The organism is Pseudoalteromonas undina, from assembly GCF_000238275.3.
Classification (GTDB): Bacteria; Pseudomonadota; Gammaproteobacteria; order Enterobacterales; family Alteromonadaceae; genus Pseudoalteromonas; species Pseudoalteromonas undina.
Genome location: NZ_AHCF03000003.1, coordinates 360,443 through 382,515, shown reverse-complemented (window position 1 = coordinate 382,515; position 22,073 = coordinate 360,443). Strand labels below are relative to the sequence as shown.

The 22,073-nt window shown below is 40.2% G+C and carries 23 protein-coding genes; 8 read left to right on the top strand and 15 right to left on the bottom strand.

Features of this window, described 5'->3' with window-relative positions; genetic code table 11:
• Positions 1 to 55: 55 nt before the first annotated feature.
• Positions 56 to 1,012: a methylenetetrahydrofolate reductase gene (locus PUND_RS05360; RefSeq protein WP_010387688.1), complete on the top strand. Its 957-nt coding sequence runs from the start codon at positions 56 to 58 to the stop codon at positions 1,010 to 1,012.
• Positions 1,013 to 1,154: 142 nt separating this feature from the next.
• On the opposite strand, the gene PUND_RS05355 is transcribed toward PUND_RS05360, so the two are convergent.
• From PUND_RS05355 to PUND_RS05330, 6 genes are all read right to left on the bottom strand, one after another.
• Complete coding sequence (locus PUND_RS05355) at positions 1,155 to 1,613, bottom strand: GNAT family N-acetyltransferase (protein ID WP_041709633.1); 459 nt, start codon at positions 1,611 to 1,613, stop codon at positions 1,155 to 1,157.
• A gap of 103 nt (positions 1,614 to 1,716) precedes the next feature.
• On the bottom strand, positions 1,717 to 2,679 hold the full coding sequence (locus PUND_RS05350) for a HEPN domain-containing protein (RefSeq protein WP_010387686.1): 963 nt from the start codon (positions 2,677 to 2,679) through the stop codon (positions 1,717 to 1,719).
• Between the two features lie 121 nt (positions 2,680 to 2,800).
• Positions 2,801 to 3,031, bottom strand: coding sequence for a hypothetical protein (locus PUND_RS05345; protein ID WP_010387685.1), 231 nt, complete (start codon positions 3,029 to 3,031; stop codon positions 2,801 to 2,803).
• On the bottom strand, positions 3,031 to 3,438 hold the full coding sequence (locus PUND_RS05340) for a hypothetical protein (protein WP_010387683.1): 408 nt from the start codon (positions 3,436 to 3,438) through the stop codon (positions 3,031 to 3,033). The genes PUND_RS05345 and PUND_RS05340 overlap by 1 nt, the downstream gene beginning before the upstream one ends.
• 941 nt (positions 3,439 to 4,379) lie before the next feature.
• On the bottom strand, positions 4,380 to 5,627 hold the full coding sequence (locus PUND_RS05335) for a DEAD/DEAH box helicase (protein ID WP_010387679.1): 1,248 nt from the start codon (positions 5,625 to 5,627) through the stop codon (positions 4,380 to 4,382).
• Between the two features lie 91 nt (positions 5,628 to 5,718).
• Positions 5,719 to 6,423 (bottom strand): DUF3581 domain-containing protein, encoded by a 705-nt coding sequence (locus tag PUND_RS05330; RefSeq protein WP_010387678.1) that lies wholly within the window; start codon positions 6,421 to 6,423, stop codon positions 5,719 to 5,721.
• A 156-nt stretch (positions 6,424 to 6,579) separates the two neighbouring features.
• On the opposite strand from PUND_RS05330, the gene PUND_RS05325 reads away from it, so the two are divergent.
• Both PUND_RS05325 and PUND_RS05320 read left to right on the top strand, forming a co-directional pair.
• Positions 6,580 to 6,975 carry a hypothetical protein gene (locus PUND_RS05325; RefSeq protein ID WP_010387677.1) on the top strand — a complete coding sequence of 132 codons (396 nt, stop codon included), beginning with the start codon at positions 6,580 to 6,582 and terminating at the stop codon, positions 6,973 to 6,975.
• A gap of 87 nt (positions 6,976 to 7,062) precedes the next feature.
• The gene (locus tag PUND_RS05320) at positions 7,063 to 7,914 is read left to right on the top strand and encodes a CPBP family intramembrane glutamic endopeptidase (protein WP_010387676.1); all 852 of its coding nucleotides are present in this window, start codon (positions 7,063 to 7,065) and stop codon (positions 7,912 to 7,914) included.
• 57 nt (positions 7,915 to 7,971) lie between these two features.
• On the opposite strand, the gene gltX is transcribed toward PUND_RS05320, so the two are convergent.
• The 3 genes from gltX to proB form a co-directional block, all read right to left on the bottom strand.
• Positions 7,972 to 9,456: a glutamate--tRNA ligase gene (gene gltX, locus PUND_RS05315; RefSeq protein ID WP_008111109.1), complete on the bottom strand. Its 1,485-nt coding sequence runs from the start codon at positions 9,454 to 9,456 to the stop codon at positions 7,972 to 7,974.
• Between the two features lie 50 nt (positions 9,457 to 9,506).
• Positions 9,507 to 9,866 carry a glutaredoxin family protein gene (locus PUND_RS05310; protein ID WP_008111110.1) on the bottom strand — a complete coding sequence of 120 codons (360 nt, stop codon included), beginning with the start codon at positions 9,864 to 9,866 and terminating at the stop codon, positions 9,507 to 9,509.
• Positions 9,867 to 9,972: 106 nt separating this feature from the next.
• Positions 9,973 to 11,076 carry a glutamate 5-kinase gene (gene proB / locus PUND_RS05305; protein ID WP_010387674.1) on the bottom strand — a complete coding sequence of 368 codons (1,104 nt, stop codon included), beginning with the start codon at positions 11,074 to 11,076 and terminating at the stop codon, positions 9,973 to 9,975.
• A 131-nt stretch (positions 11,077 to 11,207) separates the two neighbouring features.
• Between proB and PUND_RS05300 the strand changes: the two genes are divergently transcribed.
• The gene (locus PUND_RS05300; protein WP_010387673.1) at positions 11,208 to 12,167 is read left to right on the top strand and encodes a DMT family transporter; all 960 of its coding nucleotides are present in this window, start codon (positions 11,208 to 11,210) and stop codon (positions 12,165 to 12,167) included.
• On the opposite strand, the gene PUND_RS05295 is transcribed toward PUND_RS05300, so the two are convergent.
• The 3 genes from PUND_RS05295 to pdsO are packed head-to-tail and all read right to left on the bottom strand — an operon-like array spanning position 12,062 to position 15,416.
• On the bottom strand, positions 12,062 to 12,667 hold the full coding sequence (locus PUND_RS05295; protein WP_021033147.1) for a class GN sortase: 606 nt from the start codon (positions 12,665 to 12,667) through the stop codon (positions 12,062 to 12,064). The two genes, PUND_RS05300 and PUND_RS05295, sit on opposite strands and share 106 nt — an antisense overlap.
• The gene (locus PUND_RS05290; protein ID WP_010387671.1) at positions 12,664 to 14,664 is read right to left on the bottom strand and encodes a marine proteobacterial sortase target protein; all 2,001 of its coding nucleotides are present in this window, start codon (positions 14,662 to 14,664) and stop codon (positions 12,664 to 12,666) included. Before PUND_RS05290 ends, PUND_RS05295 begins: the two co-directional genes overlap by 4 nt.
• A gap of 26 nt (positions 14,665 to 14,690) precedes the next feature.
• On the bottom strand, positions 14,691 to 15,416 hold the full coding sequence (pdsO, locus tag PUND_RS05285; RefSeq protein ID WP_008111114.1) for a sortase-associated OmpA-like protein PdsO: 726 nt from the start codon (positions 15,414 to 15,416) through the stop codon (positions 14,691 to 14,693).
• Between the two features lie 226 nt (positions 15,417 to 15,642).
• Between pdsO and pdsR the strand changes: the two genes are divergently transcribed.
• The 3 genes from pdsR to PUND_RS05270 all read left to right on the top strand — a co-directional run bounded on the left by pdsR (position 15,643) and on the right by PUND_RS05270 (position 18,755).
• Positions 15,643 to 16,338: a proteobacterial dedicated sortase system response regulator gene (gene pdsR / locus PUND_RS05280; protein WP_008111124.1), complete on the top strand. Its 696-nt coding sequence runs from the start codon at positions 15,643 to 15,645 to the stop codon at positions 16,336 to 16,338.
• A complete protein-coding gene (gene pdsS, locus PUND_RS05275; RefSeq protein WP_010387667.1) occupies positions 16,332 to 18,467 on the top strand; it encodes a proteobacterial dedicated sortase system histidine kinase in 2,136 nt (711 codons plus the stop codon). The genes pdsR and pdsS overlap by 7 nt, the downstream gene beginning before the upstream one ends.
• 132 nt (positions 18,468 to 18,599) lie before the next feature.
• Positions 18,600 to 18,755, top strand: a complete 156-nt coding sequence (locus tag PUND_RS05270; RefSeq protein WP_010387666.1) for a hypothetical protein — start codon at positions 18,600 to 18,602, stop codon at positions 18,753 to 18,755.
• Between the two features lie 18 nt (positions 18,756 to 18,773).
• Here PUND_RS05270 and PUND_RS05265 read toward each other — a convergent pair whose 3' ends face one another.
• The gene (locus tag PUND_RS05265) at positions 18,774 to 20,015 is read right to left on the bottom strand and encodes a multifunctional CCA addition/repair protein (RefSeq protein WP_021033148.1); all 1,242 of its coding nucleotides are present in this window, start codon (positions 20,013 to 20,015) and stop codon (positions 18,774 to 18,776) included.
• A gap of 143 nt (positions 20,016 to 20,158) precedes the next feature.
• Between PUND_RS05265 and PUND_RS05260 the strand changes: the two genes are divergently transcribed.
• Entirely contained in the window at positions 20,159 to 20,377 is a 219-nt protein-coding gene (locus PUND_RS05260; protein WP_024602373.1) for a hypothetical protein, read from the top strand.
• A 5-nt stretch (positions 20,378 to 20,382) separates the two neighbouring features.
• Here the strand turns inward: PUND_RS05260 and PUND_RS05255 are convergent, their stop codons facing one another.
• Positions 20,383 to 21,534 carry a murein transglycosylase domain-containing protein gene (locus PUND_RS05255; protein ID WP_010387663.1) on the bottom strand — a complete coding sequence of 384 codons (1,152 nt, stop codon included), beginning with the start codon at positions 21,532 to 21,534 and terminating at the stop codon, positions 20,383 to 20,385.
• Positions 21,535 to 21,569: 35 nt separating this feature from the next.
• Positions 21,570 to 22,070: a DUF1543 domain-containing protein gene (locus PUND_RS05250; RefSeq protein WP_010387662.1), complete on the bottom strand. Its 501-nt coding sequence runs from the start codon at positions 22,068 to 22,070 to the stop codon at positions 21,570 to 21,572.
• Between the last annotated feature and the right edge of the window lie 3 nt (positions 22,071 to 22,073).

Genomic DNA, 22,073 nt, shown 5'->3' with positions numbered 1-22,073 from the left:
TCTAAATGGCTGCTATATTAAATCCATCATCACAAATTAAGCTGGAATGGGGATTATGGCTTTATCACTTCAAGAAAAAATACAGGACACCAACCAAGGTGTTTACCTAATTGGCACAACACCGCCAAAAATTGGGACTGATAAAGCGCAATTAAAAATCATTGCCGAAAAGTTATTAGGCCGTTTACACGAAATTGAATATGACGGCGTAATTATTTATGACATTCAAGATGAAAGCAGCCGTACAGAGCAAGCGCGTCCATTTGCATTTAAGCAAACAGTTGATCCGCGCGAGTACAGTCAACTCTTACGAGGCTTATCTGATCTTGATGTAATTACTTATAAAAGTGTAGCTCAGCGCGGTGTGAGTGAGTTTAAAGCGTGGTTAGATGAAACTAAAAATGACTACGATTTAAAAAACGTGGTGCTAGTGGGCAGCCCATCATCAGCAGGTGATATAAAGCTGAGCTTACCGAATGCCTATAAAACTCTGGCAGAGCAGTCTGAAGACTTCTTTTTAGGTGGTGTAACCATTGCTGAGCGCCATGCCAACAAGCGTAACGAGCACCAACGCTTAATAGAAAAAACAGCACAAGGGTGCCAGTTTTTTATCTCTCAAGCCGTTTACAACGCACAAGCAACTATAGATTTAATAACCAGTTATGCGCGCACATGCAAAGCACAAGGCCTGACACCTAATCGAATTATATTAACCTTTACGCCTTGTGGTGGTGAAAAAACCTTAGAGTTTATGCAGTGGCTAGGCATCTCAGTGCCAGAGGCAACTAAATGGCGCATGCTTGATTCGGAAAATACACTAAGCGAATCAGTGCGTATTTGTCGCGAAAACCTCGACTCAATTTTAAAAAGCTGTGCCCACTTAGGTGTGCCGCTGGGCTTAAATATTGAAAGCTTAACCAACCGTAAAGAAGAAATTGACGCGTCAATTAACTTATACCGTTTATTAAAAGCAACAATGGAACTCAACCTTGCGGAAAAACTGATAGCTTAATTGCGGGGTTCGGGGTTCGAGGTTCGAGGTTCGAGGTTCGAGGTTCGAGGTTCGAGGTTCGAGGTTCGAGGTTCGGGCAACAATAATAAGCGACATAAAATAAGCCAGTTCAAGTAGTTAGCTTCGTTTATTTTAATAAGTACTAACTTGATCTGTCAGGTTTGAACAAAGCTAGTTTTTCGATGCCATGAGATGGAGTCCACCGTTTTAACTCCGCAAAGCCATGCTTTTTGTACAACCTTATTGCGGGCTCGTTAGCTACAGCCGTTTCTACAATAGCTTTTGTATATTCGAATGAGCCAAGAACGTAATTAAGTAATTTGCTTGCAATGCCTTTCCTAAAATAACTTGGGTCAACAGTTAAACTGTCGATCTCTAAATACTTATCTTTTAAAGTAATCTCTATGACTGCGGCAATACATCCATTTTCAATAAAACCGTAAAATAGGGTTTTGGAACTTTCTATATCTTTGCCACTGCGCGATAGCGGTGGAAAATTAAGAATACCAATAAGTTTAGCTTCAACTTTATAAGAATTTTGAAAGACCTCGAAAATTTGATTGGCAACTTCTTTATTCGAATTATCAAGCTTGTTTATCATAGTATGGTTGTACTCAAAAGTTTGCATTGCTTCTAACGCCTTGCTCACCGGAAAATTAGGAGCGCTGCGATTAATTTTTCCGAGTGCAGCAACTTGTTAGGCCTTACTTTGCCCAAGGTGCCATTTTTATTAAGAAAGACGCGTTATTGAACTTATACTTTCGGGATAGTTTGCTAGTTATAAAGAAAACCAATGCCAATGCTTTTTTATAATAATCCACAGCTTCATCAACATTATGAACTAATTCGGAGTATCGAAGCTGGATAGCATCTTTGTCACTTGGCAACGATTTTATCATTGATAAGTCAATTTCTGGAATATAGTCCCTTGCTTTATTCCCGAGCGTGTTCAAATTGTGTCCAAAGTATTTCTTTCCATCGGCCTGCTTTAGATACACTTTTAGCGTTTTTTCTATTGCTAGATGTAACTCCCAACACCCAATAGATGCTTGATGATTTTTAAATGAAAGGATATCCGTAATAGCTTTTTCAAAATGACTCCATATTCCCTGTGCCATATGAGTAGTTTCTGCATCAAGTTTGCTAGCAGACATTATATTTAGGTTTATCGATCGCGTCATAGATACAACTTCATCGAACTCAGAAAGTAGTACCTCTTTTTCATTTGTGGGTAGCTTATCCAGTATCAATGGAGTTTGAATCATATCGGGTAATGACTCGCTTTCTTGCAGGCAATCTGGAAAAGTAAGCCATGCTGTTTCATTTGGTACTTCAACTCTACTAGTTGTAGATGGGATTTTTACTAGTACAGGTTGCCCATAGGGATTAACAATTCCCGAATAAATTATATCCTTTGGATTTTTCGCGAGCTCGCCATATTTCTCCCAATACCAGTCGTTTACCAATGGAATTATTCCCTTAAGAAAAGCTTCACTTTTAAGAAGCTCTTCCTTGCTTCCAAAACTAGAATCAGTTATTGCAACATCAACAAAAATTGAAGCAGCTCGCATAAACCGATCAAATATAGCTACTTTTGACTCTTGGAGAATTTCATCAATATGCGGCATATGTTCATCAATAGCATCTTTCAATTCATACTTACTCATTAATGCCCCCTAATAGGCTTAATGCCTCGTTAAGAGGCAATAAAACTGTTGGCTAAAATTAGCGACGAAGGAGCAAAAGCCAGCTGTTTTTTGTCCTTTGAATTGGTTTGTTAAGTTTCGATTACTTGAATGCTTTTTTTAGCATCTTTTCAATTTCTTCGTTTACATATTTGGCGGCAACTTCCCTTCCTTCATCGGCTGCCACATCAATCAATGCATCATAGTCATTCAACTCTCCACACTCTTGACATTCAAGCATGTCACCCGAGCTGTATTCTTTTTCTGTATCTCCTTGTAGTTCACAATCACAGAACAAACACTTTAGGGAAATTTCAAACTGTTTATTTTCCATTAGCTGTCTCCAAATATTTTTAAAGCGAATGTAGCTAGAGCTAAAAAGAAGCCTAAAACAATGAACAAACCTTTATGATCTTCAATATAATCCGATGCTTTTTTCAAGAATGAACGAGAAGACTTTAACTCTTCAGATTTTTGTTTCGACCTTGCTGCGCCAACACCTTTTGGTGTTATTCTTAGATGTTCATATTTGCCAGAGCCAAGATAGCTATGTTTTAACCATTCATGAGCAAGACATTTATCCGCTGCCATTTTAAGCTCTTCTAAAGTGTATGATATTTTACTATCTGAGTTTATTTCTTCGACAAGTGCTTCATTAATGGTAATTTCAACCATTTTATAAGTCGTTCCATTTGACTCCATACAATCAAGAATATTATTTAATATTTTGAATTCTGGCATGAGCCCTCCTTAGAAACTTAACAGCTTATTGAACCCCATTTTGGTGGTTTATAACACACCAAAAAGGCGTATATTACATACCATGATAATTTCACCAACAATTACTTTTGTAAACAAGTAATTAAAAAAGCTAGGAGTTAAGCATGTTATTTTGCCCCAAAACGGCGTTTAATAATGTTATTAGACAAAACTAGGCTTCAACTCAAAAAAGCAGTAAAAATTTAACTTTTTCAGTATCCGCTTATCACTCTTAGCTGCTTGTCAGGTGAAATCTAAACTAATTCTCCTCAGCTGTAAGATCAGATATGAGCTACTACACCTATATGGCTTGCCTTTTTATTTTTATAATGTAATTCGCCGGTCAATTTATTTTTAAATTTATATTTTATTACTGTGTTTATCGCGGATTGTTTTTTTTAGCTGTTTCTTAATTAAGGTTTGTTCGCAATACAATGCAACAAAAACCCCAATAAAACTCGAAAAGATCACAATAAGCCAATAGTAAATACTATTAAAAGTGACCACCCCTGAAATAGACAGATACAAATTGAATGGAACCACAAAAATTAAAAATCCTAAGACTTTGATAAACTCCCTAAATAGCTGAGAGTCCATTTTGGCTGAGTTTATATGAGCATTAATAGTTTCGTCTGACACATTACCTAGCTCAGCGTATTCCTTTTTCAACCAATTGAGATAATTCAATGTCACTTCCTTTTTTATATTTTACGTTTTAATCACCTGATTTCATTCTCGACAAAATAATTACAATTTATTGATTACATGTAAACAATACAATGACTTAATACTTAAGCTGTGTGCTAAAAAGAACTAACAGGGAGAGGTAGTGAATTAAGAATATGCAGCAAACCACGGCGCTAAATTTAACGCCGTGTTGGGCTCTTTTTTACTGACAGCTGATAGCTAAAAACTGAACGCTTTTATTTACGTCTTCTATTCGGCGCTCTTTGCCCTGTAATACGTTTTTTATCGCGATCTTTACGCGCTTTGTTGGTGTTTTTGCGGTTATCTTTGGGTGGCTTATTTAAATCAGGTTCATAGCCTTCAAGCCATTGTGGGGCTAAACGCGTATCAAGCAGTACTTCAATTTCTTCAAGTAGCCATTGCTCATCTAAGCTCACTAATGACATTGCTAAACCTTGCTCGCCAGCTCGGCCTGTACGGCCAATACGGTGTACATAATCTTCAGCTATGTATGGTAATTCAAAGTTAATTACATATTTAAGTGCCGGTATATCTAAACCGCGCGCTGCTACATCGGTGGCCACTAGAACACGTGTACTGCCTTCTTTGAAGTTATGAAGAGCTCGGTCGCGAGCACCTTGTGATTTATCACCATGAATAGATTCGGTTTTTAAACCATCTTTACACATTTCTTTGGCAAGCTTATCGGCCATTTGTTTTGTGCGGGTGAATATAAGTACTTGGCGCCAGTTTTTCATGCCAATCATGTGCGATACCAGTTCACGCTTTCTGTCTTCATCTACTGCGTAAATAACTTGTTCAACCTCTACAGCAGCAGAATTGCGCTTATCGACTTCAATAAGCTCAGGGTCTTTGAGCAATTTTTTACTCAGCTCAAATACACTGTCATCAAAGGTGGCTGAAAACAGTAAGGTTTGACGATCGCCTGGGATATGACGCAGTATTCGTCTAATTTCGTCAATAAAACCCATATCCAGCATACGGTCTGCTTCATCAAATACTAAAGAGTCCACGCTTGAAAGCACCACACTGCCCTTCACTATATGATCAAGCAAGCGCCCTGGCGTTGCCACTATTACTTGCGCTGTTTTAAGTGCTTTGATTTGCGGGCCAATACTTGCGCCACCATAGGCAAGTGCACCTTTTATATCTGTACCTTGTGCGTATTTTTCAAAGCTTGCAAATACTTGCTGAGCAAGCTCCCTAGTGGGCGTTAAAATAACCACACGAGCAATGCCTGGTTCGTCTTTTTTAGTGGTATTTAAAAGCTTATGTAATAGCGGCAAAACAAACGCGGCTGTTTTACCGGTGCCAGTTTGAGCGCTGCCCATAACGTCTTTGCCCGCTAAAATTGGCGGTATCGTTTTGTGCTGAATGGCGGTAGGCGTAGTGTAATTATTTTGCTCTATTGCCGTTAATAGTAACGGGTCTAGGGCTAGTGATGAGAACGATGTGGCAGACATAAGCTTGGCTTTAAAATAACAAAGAACGCTATTATACCTGAGCTTAAGTAATAAAAAAGGCGCTAAATAGCGCCTAAGTAAAATGAAGTATTTAAGCCGGTTTTAATGTGGCTTTGCGCTCATTATAAAATGCAATTAAATCATCTACGGTGCTTTGACAGTATTCACGAATACCCGATACCACCATGTGTTTTTCACCAAAACCCACCTTTTCGCCGTTTTCTAATAAATTAAAGCGCAAGGTTATTTTGCCGCGTTTACCAGCGTATTCAAAGCTTGGCTCTGCAAACTCAAGGGACGGTGATTTAATATCAATGTTATTAAGGTTAATGATCATTGATTCATAAATAATCATAGGCCGCGCAGGATTTATCATTACCTCTTGCTTGCCCATTAAAGGAATAATTACATGCGGGAACGCAGCACCTGAGAACTCAACATAATTTTTTATTAAACTGTTTGTAAGTGTTGGGCATTTACTGGTTTTACCGTCGCGTTTAACCTTTAAAATTACTTTTTCGCCATGGTTTACATCAAACTCTTCTCCAGGTTGTTCTGGAAAATTTAGCTTGGTATTTTCATCAACCATACCGGCAAAGGTAAACTCCATTCGCTCACTAATGCCATAGCGGTCTAACACTAGAGAAAAAAGTAAGTCTCCTGGTGCGCAAAACTTTTTAGCGTCTTTATCATGAAGCGGGTTGTAGTCGTCGGCTACACATTTAGCAAAGCGACAACCTTGCTCACGAGAAATTGAAACATAATCAGCATGCTGCTGATAGTAAGGACTTAACATAGTGTGTTCACTGCTTAAACTGCTTATAACCTAGCTATACTACCAGAAAAAAAATCTTGAGAGGTCGAATCTGTTTAATAAAGGTGAAAAATGATAATTTGCAACTCGCTAATTTACTAAGTAAATTAGGCAAATACGAGTTTAAGGGATTAACTAATGAAGTATTTTTCTTTATTAATATGTGCGGTTTCATTTTTAACTGGCTGTAATAACGTTACTTACACAACCAATATCGACGACGAGGTTTTATCAGAACACGTTTCAAGCCACATTAAAAAACGTGGTCTAGAGCAATTTTACAGTGTTCAGGACGCTCTCGATAGAGGTGCAAGCCCCCTTGGTGGAATAAAAGGCGAAAGCTGCGATGTATCAGATGATACGCGAACATCCTCAATTAGCTATAACCGTTTGAAATCACAAGCTATAGAATCCCTTAAAAACGATGTGCTTTATTTAGGTGGCAATGCATTTACACTAGAGCAGTGCCAATCAGTATCCCGCTACAATTGTGATTTAGCCGTTATTTGTAGCGGACAAGCCTATAATTATTAATAGCTCAAAATTATCTAATTGAGACTATAACGCTATGTAATTCGTTTTCTCTCATTTCCTCTATCAAACAACAAGCTGTATTTGCCAATGACTTTTTACTTTTTAGCTGCCGCTATTTTATGTGTTTTCCCACAGTGTAAACTCACTGTATTTCGCCAACCATTATGGCAATACTTATTACTGCTAAGTGTTATTAGTGCCTATTATCAACAATATATAAATTTAAACGCCGTTGCTGTTATAGCTGTTTATGTGGGATTGTTTCACTTTACGTTATTGGCAACCTCAGCGTTAAAACGTAATGTTCTAACGTCTTTATTTATAACAGCCTCACTCGGGTTAGCCTTACACTGGTTTGCGGGGTTTAATAACCTGCCTATCGTTGTTAATGAACAAGTCACTAGTAACGCAATTGCATTTACCCTGTATGCTAATTTTGATAAAGCATTAGCGGGTTTAATGCTGAGCGCTTATTTTTTTGCAAAAAACAAAACGATAAAGCCAGTGACTATCGGCTACCCTGCTTTAATCATAATTATCACTATTTTAGCGGCGCTTATAACTGCTTTAACGTTAAACCTTGTTGAATTTGCGCCAAAAGTACCTGAATTTTGGTTGTTATTTATAGCTATCAACCTACTTTTTACCTGCGTTGCAGAAGAGGCATTATTCAGGGGAGTGATACAAACTAAGCTTTCAAAACTAATAACCCCAGGCAGGTTTGCATTACTGGCACCGGTGATCAGCACTTGTGTATTTTCGCTAGCACACTTTTCAGCGGGTACTCATTATATGCTCGTGGCGGCCGTAGCAGGTTTTGGTTATGGCTATATTTACTATAAAACAAGCCGATTAGAATGGGCTATTTTGTGTCATTGGCTCGTTAATGTGTTTCATTTTTTCTTATTTACTTACCCTATGCTGGCAACTCCATCTTAGAATTACAGGCACAAAAAAGCCGCTTAAATTAAGCGGCTTTTGAATCTGTATACACGATTACGCACTTGGATAATCGCGGTATGCGCGTTCTATTTTTTTAGCCTGCTTTTTAGAAATACCTAAATGAGCCAACGCAACACGTAAACGTGCACGCGATAGGTCAGACCCTAAAATTTCCATTGCATCTAATACCGAAGTTGATGATGTTTTGCCGGTAATAGCCACAAATATAGGCTCTAAGAAATCTTTAATTTTAAGCTCGTGGAAGGTGGCTACTTCTTTTGCAATTGCAAAAATAGCTGGTTTTTCAAAGCTACGTAAGCCTTCTAGCTGCCATACAAAAAACTGCAGCGCTTGGCGAATAACATCTTCGTCAGCTTTACCGGCGGTTAATAGCGCTGGGTCGTAAGTCGGGATGCCGCCTACAAAGTGCCCTGCTAAATCAACCATGTCAGAGAGTGTATTTATACGCGTTTTAGCTTCAGGTAAGACTTTAGCCAGCATGTCGCCATTAAATTTCCAGTCAACAAAACGCTGCATTAGCTCTGCATCAGTTAAGTTTTCGCGGATCCACATACCGTTTAACCAGCTTAACTTGTCTACGTCGAATACTGGGCCACCAAGTGATACACGCTTCATGTCAAAATGTTCAATCATTTCATTAAGGGTGAACTTTTCACGCTCATCAGGCATTGACCAACCCATACGGCCTAAGTAGTTTAGTACCGCTTCTGGTAAGTAACCCATTTCTTTGTAGTAATTAATAGACGTTGGGTTTTTACGCTTAGACAGTTTTGATTTATCTGGATTACGCAATAATGGTAAGTGACCTAGTACGGGTGCTTCCCAACCAAAATCTTCATACAGTTTTAATAGCTTAGGCGCTGAGTTTATCCACTCTTCACCACGGAAAATGTGGCTAATTTGCATATGGTGATCATCCACCACGTTAGCTAAAAAGTACGTTGGAAAACCATCCGCTTTTAATAGCACTTGCATGTCTACGTTTTCCCACGGGATCTCAATTTCGTCGCGTAGGTAATCGTTGAACTTAAAGGTACCTTCGCTTGGGATTTTCATACGTATAACGTACGGTTTACCAGCAGCTAGGTTTGCTTTAATTTCGTCTTCTGTATGGTTTAAGCCACGGCCATCGTATTTAGGACGCAGACCTTCGGCCATTTGCTCTTCACGCATTTGGTCCAGTTCTTCGCTGGTTGCAAAACAATAAAATGCTTTGCCGTCTTCAACTAACTGATGGGCGTATTTTTTATATAAATCACTGCGCTCAGATTGACGGTATGGACCAAACTCACCACCTACATCAGGACCATGATCCCACTCAAGGCCTAACCAGCGTAAGCTATCCATGATGGCTTGTTCAGATTCTGGTGTGCTGCGAACTTGGTCAGTATCTTCAATACGAAGTACAAATTCACCGCCTTGCTGTTTAGCAAAACAGTAGTTAAATAAGGCAATGTAAGCGGTGCCAAGATGCGGGTCACCAGTTGGCGACGGAGCAACACGGGTACGAATTGTCATGGTAATGTCTCTTTTAATAAGTGAGATGGTATGAAATACCAATAAATATTTTAAGCGGCTACTTTGTTTAAGTAAGCAATAATATCGTTTGATTCATAAAGCCATTTTACTTGGCCATCTTGCTCAATACGTAAACAAGGTACTTTAACTTTTCCGCCTTGCTCTAATAGCTCTTGGCGGTATTGCTCATCATTTTTTGCATCGCGTGTTTCAATTTTTAAGCCTTCACGCTTAATTGAACGGCGCACTTTTACACAAAAAGGGCATGCTTTGAATTGATAGAGCTTAAATTGTGCGGTTTGCTGATCAAGCTTAGTTTGCTCTTGCGGATCACGTTTTTTGCTACGCGGCGTAAAAACAAAATTAAAAAATAAGATGATACAACCTAAAACCCAGCGAACTAATTTCATCTTCAATACTCTTTACAACAAATTTAAGGTGCAAGATTTTAACACAAAAAAGCGCAACACTATATGCGGATTATACGTTGCGCTATATCGTTAAAAAAGTGCTTAATTACAACACCACCATATCATCTCTGTGTAGCACTTCCACGCCGCTATCGTAATCAAGTAAATGGCTGATTTGATTAGAGTGTGCGCCTTTTATTTTATCGATTTCAAGATGGCTAAAGCGAGTTAACCCGCGTGCAATAATTTGCTCGTTTACATCAATTAAGTTAATTAAATCTCCACGTTCAAATTCACCAATAGCACGCGTAATGCCTTTAGCAAGTAAACTAGCGCCCTTAGATTGCAATGCATGCACCGCACCGGCATCAATTAAAATTTGGCCGCTACTTTTAGGCCCTGCCAATAACCATTTTTTTCGGCCATCTTTAGGCGCGGTAAGTTTTAAAAAGCGAGTGCCTGGTAGTTGCTCGCTCATGCATTTTAAAATCACATTTTCATCAGCGCCTTTGGCAATAATCACCTCAACCCCAGCTCTTCTGGCAATATCTGCGGCCTGTAGTTTGGTTGCCATACCCCCTGTGCCTAGGTTTGTACCGCTGCCACCCGCAAGTTGGCGTAACTCATCATTAATATGAGTAACTTCGTCAATCAAGGTGGCGTTAATGTCGGTGCGCGGATCGCTGGTAAATAACCCTTGTTGATCGGTCAGCAATAGTAATTTATCGGCATTGGCCAAAATAGCCACTAATGCCGATAAGTTATCGTTGTCACCTACTTTTATTTCACTGGTAGCAACCGCGTCGTTTTCATTGATGATCGGCACAACATCATAATTTAATAAGGCATTGAGAGTATCGCGGGCATTTAAATAACGCTCTCTGTCGTCAACATCCGCGCGCGTTAGTAGCATTTGCCCCACGTTAACACCATACAACGCAAATAAACTTTGCCAAATATGAATGAGCTGCCCCTGTCCAATGGCGGCCAACATTTGTTTGTCTATTAATGTGCGCCCACAGGGTTTTAATAGCTGTTCGCGACCTGCGGCAACCGCACCACTAGAAACTAAAATAACCTGATGACCTTGCTTTTTTAGGTCACAGCATTGGCGAACAAGTTCCACCATATGTGCTTTGTCTAACTTATCGGTACCGCCAGTGAGTACGCTTGTACCTAGCTTTACAACTACTACCTGATCCCTTTGCATGTTTTTTACTTAGCGCAATAAATGATGAATTTATTTATACCAGTTCGGTATTTTTGAACAAGTAAAAAATATTCAAGCACCCCCTCTGCGTGCTAGGATCGCACTATATTCAACCGATTAAATTACACCTTATGCCTGCCAGTTTATGTTTAATTATTGCCACCTTTTTGTGGGGTAGCTCCTTTATTGCACTTAAATACGCGATTGCGATTTATGATCCGGCCTTGGTGATATTTTTACGTATGCTCACCACTTTACTGATTTCGTTATGTTTATGGCGTTACGTAATTCGTTTTGAATATTTAAAAGGCGATTGGAAGTATTTATTAGGTATGTCGCTGGCAGAGCCTTGTTTGTACTTTTTATTTGAAGGCCACGCAATGGAGTACACCTCTGCATCTCAGGCGGGGGTGATTGTGTCTTGCTTACCCATTATTGTGGCATTTTTAGCGTTTTTCATGCTCAAAGAGCATATTAGTAAAGCTATTGTGGTGGGTTTTACGCTGTGTATTGGCGGTAGTATTTTACTGACTTTGCTCTCACCGAGTTCAAGCCAAGCTCCAAACCCATTACTGGGGAATTTTTTAGAATTAATGGCCATGGTGTGCGCGGCATTTTATACCGTGTGTATAAAACATTTAGCTAACCGCTACTCCCCACTCACATTAATTGCTCTGCAAGGCTTGAGTGGTAGTTTGTTTTTTGCTCCGTTTTTACTGTTTATTGACCTACCCAGTGAAAACCAACACGATTTAACCGCACTAATGAGCATATTGTACTTAGGCTCTTGTGTTACTTTGGGTGGGTACGGCATGTACAACTATGCGATTAGTAAAGTGTCGGTATTAACCGCCGCGGCTTACTCTAATTTAATCCCTATTTTCACTTTAATTTTGTCAGCCATTATCCTCAACGAAGTACTAACTCTTGGCCAGTGGATCAGCATATTTGTGGTGTTTATAGGCGTAATGATTAGTCAACGCCATCAAGAACTAGTGGTCGATATTCCTAACTCAACTTCGGGTGAGAATATTTCTGCCGACACTAACCATCTTAAATCGGTACCCGAGGCCAGTGAATCAAAAGGGTAACAGGTTAATAAATACAACCCTGATTGCTGCAAAAAATCGGTGTTGTGCTGATGAATTACCTCAACGTGTGTTACTGAATAATGCTGTATTTGGCCATTTTTAAGTTGTAGAGAAAATTGTTCCCCCACTTTAGCGTTTTTTAAAAACGCAAAGTGGGTATCGTTGTGGCCAGCAATAAGTGCTCCTTGCGAATTACCAAAATCAGCCCCACCTAATTCCCCAGCTGGTAAAAAGTGGCTCGGCGCAAACGCTAAGTTTCTACCACTTGCACCATCAAGCACGGTTAGTCGTTTATTATGCTTTGGCCATATTATTTGTGCCACCGGGTAGCTATCAGCATAAAACCACGGCTTAATTTTTTTATTGGGCGATTTAAGGGTTGTTTGCCAAGCTTGCTCTATTAACACTTGTGCAAGCCACGCCTTTGCCTGCATGTATACACCATGGCCAAACAAGCTCAAACCTAAGGCAAGTAAACCTATGCTTAGCCACTTTTTCATTTACAGCGCCTTACTAACAAAAGACCACCTAGAAGTAGTAATGCTCCAAACACAATATGTATTTTGCTTTGCCCATCTGTTTGCGGCAAGCGCATACTCATTCCTTGTGGCATAGTATTAGCCACTTGTGTGCTTTGTTTAGCAACTTCTTTTATGGTCGTCTCTTCTATGGCAATAAACGCAGTAAATGGGCTAAGTAATTGATGCTCAAGCGCGAGCTGCTGCACTTGCTGTTTTACAACACTTTGTTGGTTGTATAACAATAACGACTTTATTTTTTGACGTGCCCAAAGCTTATCAATTCCTGTGGCTTTTGAACTTGCTTGCGGATTAAGCTTAACCTTAAACTCCCCATGCGCAGTTTGCCCCGTAAAAGTAATTGTATCGGTAGTGTCTAATTTAATAGCCACCATAATAGGCTCAGCAAAATATAGGTCAGGCAAAGGTGAGGGCCAAAAATCTAAGCTGTCTCCATTTGTATTTGTTAACGCTAAATTAGTCATCGCCGGATGAGCAAGTTTATCAAACAACTGCTGCATTTTCGGCTGCACATCATGAGCACTGCTTATAAAGGTGTAAGTTCCCTTGCCTATATCAGCGGCACGACGCATAAAATAACGGTTAGGCGCACTACCAATGCCCACAGTAAATAAACGACTATCACCTAAGGCATGCGCAATATGTTTAAATAACTGATCTTCGTTACTTACGCTACCATCGGTTAAAAATACAACTTGGCGCACAAACCCTTCAAACTGCGTACCATCGAGTACTGCATCAAGTGCGCCTTTTATTTCAGTTCCGCCATCGGCTTGTAAGTTATAAATAAAACGCTCTGCGCGACGTAAATTGAAGTCACTGGCAATTAATGGGGTCTCACTCATGACTGCAACCTCATTATTAAAACTGACAATATTGAAGCTATCATCACTATCTAATAATGATAATGCGTAAAACAGCGCTTTTTTAGCTTGTTCAATAGACTGCCCATGCATAGATCCCGAGGTATCAACTACAAACACCATTTCACGCGGTAAACGCTGAGATTGAGTAAAACTATCGCTTGGCGGCATTAACATTGCTAACGCATACTGCTCACCATTTTGTGCTTGCTGAGTAAAAAGTGCAGCTTGCGCTTGCGCTATTTGAAGTGGCTTAAACTCAAGTACAAAGTCTCTATTTATGGCTTGCTGTGGTTTTAGCACAATGCTGTATTGCCCAAATGCAGGGTTTTCAATATTAACTTGATGGTACTTAGCGTTTATATCAACCAATTCTAAGCCTATATCCATGTTAATTGTTAAGCTTAAATCGCTGGAACTTGTCGCCTCATTGGTTTGTTTTGTGTAAACAGGGCTTAACCAACCCTGTGGAGTGAACGAAGGTGCATTAGCGTTTTTTATCGCATGTGTATCTTGTTCATCGTTAACTTCACCTGTTATTGCATGATAGCGTGGCGTAATTGTGGTTGGAAAATGAATCGCAAAGGTTCCGTGCTGGTAATCAATAATCTCTTGATACTCAAGCGTTATAACTATTTCTTCTCCTGGCCCTACATTTGCCACATTTGTAATAAACATATTTGCACGCTGCTGTCGCAGCAATGAAGCTTGTTTGCCTGCTTTTTTGGCAGCTTGGTACTGTTTTTCAGCTTGGCGTTTTTTTGCTATTTTACCTTTAATAACTCGCTCGCCAATACGCATGGTCATTGCTTGCACGGCGCTTTCATCGGGTAAAGGAAATACATAACGTGCATTTACGGCAAAAGGGTTTTCATTTATGTAGTGCTGCGTTACTACAACACGATTAATTAGCCCTGTTAGGGTCATTTTTGCATCGCTTTTTAAAATAACCCCAGGGTTTACCGCCACTCCTTGGCTATCAAACAAGGATAGTTTTGGCGACTGTGCATGGCTTTTAAAGCTGGCTAAAAGCACGATGATAATAAAAATAAAAAGGCTTACCTTGGTAAGCACTTTGGTGGGTTTACTCAACATAAATCACTCCCTCGAACGCCTTGCGATTAATTGCTTGCTGTTTGATCAGTCGTTTGATTAAGCGCACGGGTAGTCAGGGTAACGCGTCTGTCAAAAAAGTTATCTTCAAGGGTGTTACTATTTGCTATGCTTTGCTGCTCGCCAAACGCTTGTGTGCTCAAACGTGTATGGCTTACTCCCTGTTTAATTAAGTAACTTTGTACGGCGTTTACTCTGGCTTTTGAGAGTAATAAGTTCGCTTGCTCTGCACCGCGCTGATCGGCAAAGCCACTTAAATCGAGTGCGAGTTGCGGTTGGCTTTTTAATAACGCTACCAATTGATCAAGCTGCTTGGCAAAATGAGGAGCAATATCGCTAGAGCCTGTTTTAAATTGCACTGTCATCGCCAATAAATTATTAAGCTGTGATTGCGTTAGTTGCTCATTTTGTTGCGCCAGTAGTTCAAGTTGCGCCTCTAGGTGACTGTTATGATTAAGTACATGCTGGTAGTCGTTGGTTTTCTCTGCCATTACAGTTAAAGCTTGCTGCTGCTCAGCAATGGTTTGCTCAGCTACCTTGGCATCGCCAATCAAACCACCAGCAAATGCGCCTACAAACGCGCCGATTGGCCCACCAACAACACCACCAATAATGGCACCGGTGCTCAAGCCAACTATTGTTTCTTTTTTTGCTTCTTTTGATGGGGTATCCGCAGCAAATACTGGTGTACAAAAAGTGCTAACAAGTGTGAGTGCGATTAATGTTTTCTTCATGGTCTATTCCTTACTATTAATAATGGTTGGCAAGCTATTGGTTGGCACTTGCGTTGTATTGGTAATTTCAATAGCTGTATTAAAACACCATGAAGTGGCAATAAAGGGGAGTAAAAATGGCAAACTGCTGAGCAATTGTGGCAAAAAAATGGCAATTGTGTTTTTAACCGTACTTAGCGCAAAAACTTCGCTATAGTGCGCCTAAGTCAATATGAGTAATTAAAAAATGAAAAAAATAGCTATCGTTGAAGATGAAACTGCCATTCGCGAAAACTACATAGAAATGCTGAGCGCTCAAGGCTATCAGGTAAGTGGTTATGAAAACCGCCCTCAAGCAGAAGTAGCTTTTAAAGAAGCACTCCCCGATTTAGCCATTGTTGATATTGGCTTAGGCCATGAAATTGATGGCGGCTTTTTACTGTGCCAAACACTGCGTTCACTTTCTAAAACCTTACCAATTATTTTTTTAACCGCTCGCGACAGCGAAATAGACACCGTATGCGGCCTGCGCATGGGCGCCGATGACTACTTAACCAAAGATATTAGCTTAGCGCATTTAGCCGCGCGTATTGGTGCGCTATTTCGCCGCATGGAAGCATTAGAGCAACCCGCCGATGCCAACGCATTAATAATTCGCGGTCAACTAACACTCGATACGCAACGCATGCAGGTGCTTTGGCAGCAACAGTTGGTTGATTTAACCGTAACTGAGTTTTGGATGCTGCATTCACTCGCCCAACGACCTGGCCACGTTAAAAGCCGTAATGAGTTAATGAGCGATGCTAAAATTTATGTAGACGACAGCACCATTACCTCGCATGTAAAACGTATTCGTAAAAAGTTTATAGCACTCGATAGCCAGTTTGACTGTATAGATACCGTGTATGGCATGGGCTATAGGTGGGAGCAACCCACATGCTGAGATTTGGCCTACGCAGTAAATTTATCCTACTTTCGTGCTTTTTGTTTTTGTTGCCATGGTTAGGCTACGAATATGTATGGGAAATGGAAAAGTTTTTACGCCAAGGCCAAGAAAAAACGTTGGTAGGCACTACACGCGCACTGGCCACGGCCCTGCATGAACGCCCCGCTTTATTTGACGAACAAACCAACTTTTTAGATCAGGTAGTAAAAGGCCGCGATCTCTATGCTTATAATTTAAAAAGCCCAATTCAGCTCGATGGCAAACTCAGCGATTGGGACGCTTACCAATCGCTGTTTTGGCTTTATGACAAACGTTACTTACAAACAGCCGATGATAACCATCAACTGAGCAACTTATCATTTAGCCACATGGTGGGTAAGTTTGATAATTACTTATATGCGCTCTTTAACGTCACTGACGATGCTTTAGTTTACCGTGCCAAAAACAGCCTCAGCATTACCAATAACGATTACATAAAAATTGGCCTAAAAAACCCTGATGGGCAATTTAATACTTATATTATTGCTCCGCGCCAAGATGGCTGGGTCAACGCATTTGATGCCAATAGTAAAATGCCTTTTACTAAAATTCAGGGTTTCTTTAAAAAAACTGACACTGGTTACAACCTTGAGCTGCGCTTTCCTTTGAGTATGCTTGGCAATAAACTGGGATTTGCCATTGCCGATGTTGATAGTAAACAACCAAACCAAACCCCTAGTATAATGTCTACATCGAACTTAAATAACCCGAATGATTTAGGTTCGGTACTGGTGCCCTCCCCTGAAATAAACCGTATATTAAAAGGCATGGGACACAGCGGCAGTCGCATATGGGTGGTCGATAATCATCACCGTGTATTAGCGCAATCGGGCAGTATTCAAAATGCCGATGGCGTATGGGCCGATGGGCTAAAAAATCAAGCGCCAAAAACTGCGTGGCAGCGCTTTGAACAAGCCTATTTACATCCTTTGTATTATAAAATTTTAACGCGTCCTGAAGATGAATTTATAGATACCTTACACGATGTAGCTTCAATGCAAGGCGCTCATTTAGCCAAAGCACTGAAAGGTCAACCGGCCTCGTCTTGGCGACTCACTCCCGATAACAAAGCGGTAATATTATCGGCTGCGTATCCTATTTGGATCGAGGATAAGGTTATTGGGGCAGTTATAGCTGAAGAAACCACCAATGGCGTGCGTACACTGCGTAATAAATCGCTGGAAAAACTATTTAATGTGATTTTAGCGGTCATGTTAATTGGCACAGTCACTTTGTTCTTTTTTGCTTCGCGTATATCGAGCCGTATTAGGCGACTACGAGATACAGCAGAGCAAGCCATTGATGCGCAAGGACGAGTAACAGGCCATATAAATTACAGCGATGCCAATGACGAAATTGGCGACCTGTCGCGTAGCTTTTCAAATATAGTGAGCCGACTTGGTGGCTATACCGATTATTTAGAAAATATGTCGTCGCGCTTATCTCACGAGCTGCGCACACCGGTTGCGGTTGTACGTTCATCACTTGAGAACTTACAAAGCTTGCAGCAAAGTGAACTGAGTCAAAAATACCTTGAGCGTGCCAGTGAAGGAGTTGAGCGTTTAGGGAAAATAATTACCACTATGAGTGAAGCAACCCGACTTGAGCAAAGCATTCAAAGTAATGAGCCAGAGCCGTTTGATTTACAAAAAGTAATTAGTGGCTGTATGCAGGGCTACCAACTTACTTATCCTAACCAGTTATTTACACTCAACATTTGCCAATGCACACTGCCAATGCAAGGTGCCCCTGAATTTATAGCGCAACTGCTCGATAAGCTAATAAATAATGCCTTGGAATTTAGTGAAGCCAACACCGCGATTGAAGTCAGTCTGAAGCAAAGCGAAAACAAAGCAACATTAACGGTAAGTAATACAGGTACTTTATTGCCTGAGGGGCTTACTGAACATATTTTTGACTCTATGGTATCGGTGCGCAGCCAGCAAATGCAGCAACAACCGCATTTGGGTTTAGGGTTATATATTGTCAGGTTGGTGTGTGATTACCATAACGGTACAGTAACAGCACACAATAATGAGCAAAGCAACGGTGTGGTGTTTACCGTGAACCTGCCTTTAAATAATTAAACAAAAAGCGGTTTAATTATAAACCGCTTTATTTTAAAGCTTTGCAGTTACAATTTAATTCACACTCAAGTGTAACGATTCACTTTTAATTCATTCGCTCAGTCTTAGTCTACTCACCTAGGAGGAGTCAAAATGAAAGAGTTACTAGAACCCGAAGAAATAGAGTTTATTCTCGATTTATATCGTCCTAATGCAGCCAATAACCATGCTCAACAGGGCGCGACTAAAAAGCACAAGGTAAGTAATAAACAAGCCATGCAAGCTGAGGCTTTAGCTCGTAGTGCTTAACTACACAAACCTTACAAGTTAGCCATTAAGCTGTAAAAACGCTTTAATACAGTCTATTTCTGCCTGCTTGACCGTTTCGCCTATTTCAGGGCCCTTTTTGCCGCTTTTAAGCGCGTCTTGTACTATCTGTTTTTTATCCATTTTTTGTAGTTCGTTGTGAATAGCACGTAATTTAGCGGCTTGTGGATAGGGCTTATCCACAAGCGTCTCGCCTCGTCCTTGTGCATCACACTGGCACGCTTGAGTAAAGGCAATAAAACGCTCTGGGTGCACTAGTGCATTTAAATTAGTGACGATTAATTTATGAATGGTTTGCGGCCTTAATTGTTCAAGCGTGTGACAAAGGGTATGGTTATCGCTGGTGAGCACGCCGATATCGCGAAAGCGATTAGGCACTTTTAGCCGCTCACAAAAGGCCTCAACCACAGCAACCCCTTCACGTTCATGGCCGCGTAAATTACCGCGTTTTTTATAACTGAGCGCTTTACCAAAATCATGAGTTAAAGCAGCAAACCGGGTTTCTAGGTTAAAGTTTAAATCGGCTGCTCGTCTAAGGACTAACATAGTATGGACAAAAACATCGCCCTCAGGATGATGATTTGCCGGCTGCGGAGTGTTTTTCATCTGTTCAATTTCAGGAAAAATACCTAAGCCATCTAATGCTTGAAAATAAAGCTCTGGATGCTTTTCACCAAGCGCTTTTTCTGTTTCAAGCCATACTCGCTCTGGCACTAAATGTTCCAGCTCGCCTTTATTTTTAAGCTCCTGCATTAATGCAGTAGTACTTGGATGAATAGACCATTCACTACCATAACGGGCTAAAAAACGGGCAATACGTAATACCCGAACAGGGTCTTCTACAAATGCGTGTGTGGTGTGGCGCAGTATTTTATTTTTTAAATCATCTTGACCATTAAAAGGGTCAATAACAGTGCCGTTTTCGTCAAGTGCCATAGAGTTAATGGTTAAATCTCGGCGTGCTAAGTCTTCTTCAAGGGTTACGTTTGGGCTCGCATCCACCACAAAGCCGGTATAACCTTTACCACTTTTACGCTCGGTACGCCCTAGTGCATATTCTTCTTTGGTTTTTGGGTGCAAGTAAACGGGAAAATCGCTGCCAATAGGTAAAAAACCAAGCGCTTCCATAACCTCTGGCGTTTCACCAATAACAACGTAATCGTTATCTTTTGATTGTATGTTTAGCAGTTTATCTCGCACTGCTCCGCCAACTAGGTAAACTTGTTTTAAGCTTTGTTGCACTTTATCCCCAACCACTACTTTTAAGGTTTTCTTTGATGTTAATCATACCTAATCGCAATTTAAAAATCAGTGTTGTTTGCCAAGCTTTAGTAAGCTCATTACAATAGTGCATTATTTTTTTATACCTCAACTCATCTTAACTAATGAAAAAACACTCAGCAAAAAAAGAACTTAGGTTACTGCCCATCCTTTTGATCGTTATTATTATGTGTGTTGCGGGGCATTTTTTGCTGCAAGCTAATTTTCAAGACAGTCATCTGGTCGAATACCTATTAGCCGCTATTCCATTTGCCATGTTTGGTTTAGTAATAGTGGCCTTTAAAATGGCCGCTAAAAGTGAGCAACAAGAAAGTGATGAGTAAGTAAGTCACTGATAGGTTTTTTCTGCTTTAGTGACTTTGTATAAATAGCGTCTTGATTCCGCACGTGAGTGCTTAGTGGTGAGAATGTTATAAAACTGGCTTGAAGTAAGCTGATTTATTTGTGAAAACGCCACACTTCTATTTTTATTAAATATACGCAATACATTACCCGCCCCACCGTTATAAGACGAGATCATGGCAAAGTGCTTACTTTTATCGGTATTAATTTTATGTAAGTAATTATTTTTTAAAATACTTAAATACGCGCTGCCAATATCTATATTATGCTTTGGATTAAACAACACTGCTTTGGTTGGCTGCCCAGGTACTTTTTTAATTTTTTGATACACATCACGCCCGGCAGTTGCGGGGATCACTTGCATTAATCCATATGCGTTTGATGAGCTCACCGCATGTGGATTAAAGCTACTTTCGGTTTCAATAATGGCATAAATAAGCGCTGCCGATATTTGATATTTTTTTGCAGCCGCCAGCACATAATCACTGTACTTTTGCTTTCTTAAATGGGTGTTTTGCTCCACTAAATCAAAGCTAACCGACGAAATAAGATGCCCATACTGACGCCTTTTTTGTAAGCGATTACTCACTAAATAACGCGCAAATCGATTAGCACGCCAGCTATATTTTATGGGTAACTTATCTTGATCGAGCACTTGTTGATATAAAAACGGCTCGCCTTCTAAAATTGGCGCTTCGCTAGTAAAAATATCGGTTTTATCGGGATCGCTAGAGGTCAGTAAGGTCATAACAATGGCCTGCTGTAACAAGCTTATTGTATTTTTTAACGCGATGGTTTCTACTTTTACAGTGCCTTGCTCAAAATCAATAATGGCACGAGCTTGGTAATCATTACTGTATTTTACGTATTTTTTGGCACTAGGTTGCTGAGTGTTTTGTTTACCCCACTTGCGCCCAACAACGCTTTCTAATGCGGCTAAAAGCTGTTTTACGCTACCAACCTGTGCCTTAATAGAACGGTGTGTTTTTTGTGCTTGCTTGTGAATTGCAACTACGTCAGTAGGATCGTTTTTTACTTGCTTTACCAGTTTATTTAAATCAACAACGGGCGGTAAACCCGACAGTGATTTACAGCCACTTAAGCCAACTAGCAAAAGTATAAACGCATACTTTTTCACACAACATCCTAATAAACTTAATAAATCCTCATTTATTATAATACATGATAACCAAACCAGTCAGGTTTAATTGTTTGTGCTTGACCACTTGGGGTTAGTTTAATATTAAGCTGGCTATCGAGTAAGTCGATAGCAAAGCAATCATCAACGTCATGTAAATCATCTTTATGTAGATGGCTAAGCCCTGCGAGTAAATCATTTTTAGCGCGCTGTTTTGCTTCTTCACTACTGCTGGCAACATACAAAGCAAAGTCGTGTTGCTCTGCTAGTGAGTCGCTTCTGTAAGCACCTAAGTTAACAAAATAAAGCTGCTTATTTTGCTCTACATAACTATCAACTACCTCGACTTTATAACCATCAATGTGATTAACCGCCATGTAGCTATCCATGTGTACGCTATTTTTGTCGCCTACCCACTGACTTTTAAGCTTGCTATAAGTTTGCTCAATGTTTTGACCTACCACAAAGCGTACGTCGTGCATTTCTATGTGGCAACCTTGAATACGCCCACCTAAATACACCATAAATAACTGCATGCT